This is a genomic window from Helicobacter pylori, from assembly GCF_006439795.1.
GTDB classification, from domain to species: domain Bacteria; phylum Campylobacterota; class Campylobacteria; order Campylobacterales; family Helicobacteraceae; genus Helicobacter; species Helicobacter pylori_CR.
The window spans coordinates 1-4,129 of the sequence record NZ_VEYL01000026.1; the positions used below are offsets into that span (position 1 = coordinate 1).

The window sequence follows — 4,129 nt, forward strand, 5'->3', positions numbered from 1 at the left end:
AAACAATAAAACAACAAAACAATAAACCACAAACCAAAACAACTAAAAATAAAAGAAATGAAAAAAGCAACAGAAAAATAAAGCACTAAAATATAATCAATAATGAAATCAAATAAAAAGCAAGACTAAAAAAACATTTCCCTATCCCTGCACCGACCTACATTCCCACTCTTGGAAAGAGCAGTATTATCAGCGATGAAGAGCTTGACTTCCAGGTTCGGAATGGTTAACTGGGTAGTTCCTCTTCTCTAAAGGCACAAGGAAAAGGGAGCTAAAGATAAAAACGCATTTACCCTTAACTCCCCTTTCTCTTTATAGGGAGCTGTTTTTAACAAAGAAGATAGTTAATAGCCCTTAACTTTAAAAAGAATGGATAGTCTCTCATTCCTCATTAAAGTTTAACCCTATAAAAGTCTTCATAAAACTCCAACTCTCTTACACTCAGTAAGGCAGTGGTAACTCATTCGCGCTTATTGCCGTTATCTTATCAAAAAGCAAAAAACAAGCCAAACGCTCTATTAGTAGTAGTCAGCTAAACGCATTGCTGCGCTTACACATCTACCCTATCAAGCACATAGTCTTTGTGCGAGCTTCAGGGAAAGTTCATCTTGGAGTTGGCTTCCTGCTTAGATGCTTTCAGCAGTTATCACATCCGTGTGTAGCTACCCAGCGATGCTCTTGGCAGAACAACTGGTGCACCAGTGACACGTCCATCCCGGTCCTCTCGTACTAGGGACAGCTCTCCTCAACTTTCCTACGCCCACGGCAGATAGGGACCGAACTGTCTCACGACGTTCTGAACCCAGCTCGCGTACCGCTTTAAATGGCGAACAGCCATACCCTTGGGACCTGCTCCAGCCCCAGGATGCGATGAGCCGACATCGAGGTGCCAAACCTCCCCGTCGATGTGAGCTCTTGGGGGAGATCAGCCTGTTATCCCCGGGGTACCTTTTATCCTTTGAGCGATGGCCCTTCCACACAGAACCACCGGATCACTATGACCGACTTTCGTCTCTGCTTGACTTGTATGTCTTACAGTCAGGCTGGCTTGTGCCATTACACTCAACTTGCGATTTCCAACCGCAATGAGCCAACCTTTGCAAGCCTCCGTTACTTTTTAGGAGGCGACCGCCCCAGTCAAACTACCCACCAAGCATTGTCCTGCCTGTGGATAACACAGGCCAGTTAGCTAACAGAAACATCAAGGGTGGTATCTCAAGGATGGCTCCATAAGAGCCAAAGCCCTTACTTCAAAGCCTCCCACCTATCCTGCGCATGATATTCCCATTAGCAGTGCTAAGTTGTAGTAAAGGTCCACGGGGTCTTTCCGTCTTGCCGCGGGTAGGAGGAATTTTCACCTCCACTACAATTTCACTGAATCTCTGGTTGAGACAGCTCCCATCTCGTTACGCCATTCATGCAGGTCGGTATTTAACCGACAAGGAATTTCGCTACCTTAGGACCGTTATAGTTACGGCCGCCGTTTACTCGGGCTTCAATTCAACGCTTCATCTTGCGACTGACGCATCCTCTTAACCTTCGAGCACCGGGCAGGCGTCACACCTTATACTTCCTCTTACGAGTTGGCAAAGTGCTGTGTTTTTGGTAAACAGTCGGGAGGGACTCTTTGCTGAGACCGCATTGCTGCGGCACACCTTATCGCGAACTTACGGTGCTAGTTTGCAGAGTTCCTTAACCAGAGTTCTTTCACGCGCCTTAGAATACTCATCTCATCTACCTGTGTCGGTTTGCGGTACGGACGACTATGGATATGCTTAGAGGCTTTTCTTGGCACGACGGTATCAGCGATTCTCCCTTTGTCCTAAAAGGACTCAAAGAGCCTGTTTGGGTTTCAAATACAGAGGTGGATTTGCCTTCCCTCCAATCTACGCCCTTAGACTAGCACTTCCATCAGCTAGCTCGCTTAACCCTATGCGTCCCCCCATCACGCTCCATAGTCGGTATTGGAATATTAACCAATTTGCCATCACCTACCCCTTTCGGACTCGGCTTAGGACCCGACTAACCCTACGATGACGACCATCGCGTAGGAAACCTTAGATTTACGGCGGATACAATTCTCATATATCTTATCGTTACTCATTCCTGCATGCTCACTTCATACCGCTCCAGCACTCCTTACCGGTATACCTTCAACGCTGGTATGAACGCTCTTCTACCACTGTGTTAAACACAATCTACAAATTCGGTGTCTATCTTAGCCCCGTTATATTTTCAGCGCATGACCACTAGACCAGTGAGCTGTTACGCTTTCTTTAAAGGATGGCTGCTTCTAAGCCAACCTCCTGGTTGTTTGAGTAGCCACACATCTTTTTCCACTCAGAATAGAACTTAGGGACCTTATTTGGTAGTCTGGGTTGTTCCCCTTTTGACGATTGATTTTATCACCCACCGCCTGACTCCCAAGATACGATAAAAGGTATTCGAAGTTTGATAGGGTTTGGTACCGCGGCGAGCAGCCCTAGCCCAATCAGGGCTCTACCCCCTTTTATTATCACTTGAGGCTATACCTAAATATATTTCGAAGAGAACCAGCTATCACTAAGTTTGTTTGGCCTTTCACCCCTATCCACAGCTCATCCCAACCCGTTTCAATGGGTACGAGTTCAGTCCTCCACGCGCTATTACACGCGTTTCAACTTGGCCATGGATAGATCACTTAGCTTCGGGTCTGCAGCATCTGACTTGTTCGCCCTATTAAGACTCGCTTTCGCTACGGCTTCGCATTCGCTTAACCTTGCCAGATACCACAACTCGCAGGATCATTATGCAAAAGGCAGTCCATCACCCTGATAAATCATAGGGCTCTGAATGATTGTAAGCAGATGGTTTCAGGTTCTATTTCACTCCGCTCACTGCGGTTCTTTTCACCTTTCCCTCACGGTACTTGTTCGCTATCGCTCAAAGAGTAGTATTTAGGGTTGGAGAGTGGTCTCCCCGGCTTCAACCTGGATTTCTCGTGTCCTGGCCTACTCTGGATACTGCTACCTAAGAACGCCTTGTCGCATACAAGGCTATCACTTTCTATGGCTTACCTTTCCAGGTAACTCTGCTAAAGCGTTCTCTTGGATGTTGCAGTCCTCAACCCCGAATGCAAGCACTCGGTTTGCCCTCTTCCCCGTTCGCTCGCCACTACTTAGGGAATCTCGTTGATTTCTTTTCCTCTAGTTACTGAGATGTTTCACTTCACTAGGTTCGCTCTCTATTTAAAGAGTAACTAACATCTCTATTAGTTGGGTTGCCCCATTCGGACATCTACGCATCAAAGCTCCTTGACAGCTCCGCATAGCTTATCGCAGTCTAGTACGTCCTTCATCGCCTCTCTTTGGCAAGGCATCCGCCATCTGCTCTTAAAAGCTTGTTTTAAATTTTAAAATATCCTTTAAAACCCACCCTTTTATAATGAATAACGACAATTGCACGAATATTCTTCAGCGCTACCACTGCCTTAATGAATATAAGACAGAGTTATTGTAGTTTTACTTTACTTTTACATAGGCTATTAACAATGTTAAATCAAATAACTTCGTTTTTCTTCAAAAACTTGCTATAATCACTCTTAATGTTAAACCCTTTAAGAAGACTAAAAATGCTTGATCCCTAATCTTTTTATAACGCTCAAGTTTTATCAGCTAGTGGGCTTTTATATTTTTATATTTAAAGCTTTTAGCTTTTATAACTTGCTTGAGTGGTTTCAAATTAAAGAACTTTTTAAAGCTTGTCTTTAAAAACGAAATGTAATTATAGACATGCAATGCTTAAAGTTTGCTTAAAGTTTTTGGAATGTGAAAGAAATTTGAGAGTTTGAAAGAAATGGATAAAAGCGGTTGGAAATGATGGGGGAGCGATTGGAAAAGGGGGTAGAGAATAAAGCTTTAAGATTAAGCACATCATTAAATTAAATCAAACACATCGTTAAATAAAATCAAACGCATCATCATTAAAAAATAAATACGCATCATTAACCATTGATTAAATACCGCTAGATACAATACCCTAGGTCATCTTTTTTTCAAAAAAGGGGTAGAAATGGCATTCATTCAATCATTCAATCATTCAATCATTCAATCATTCAATCATTCAATCATTCAATCATTCAATCATTCAA

2 rRNA genes are annotated in these 4,129 nt (G+C 43.5%); both read right to left on the bottom strand.

Annotated elements, in window-relative coordinates:
* Nucleotides 1-144: 144 nt before the first annotated feature.
* Nucleotides 145-262 (bottom strand): 5S ribosomal RNA (gene rrf / locus FIM66_RS07875).
* A 235-nt stretch (nucleotides 263-497) separates the two neighbouring features.
* A 23S ribosomal RNA gene (locus FIM66_RS07880) occupies nucleotides 498-3,385 on the bottom strand.
* Nucleotides 3,386-4,129: the final 744 nt, after the last annotated feature.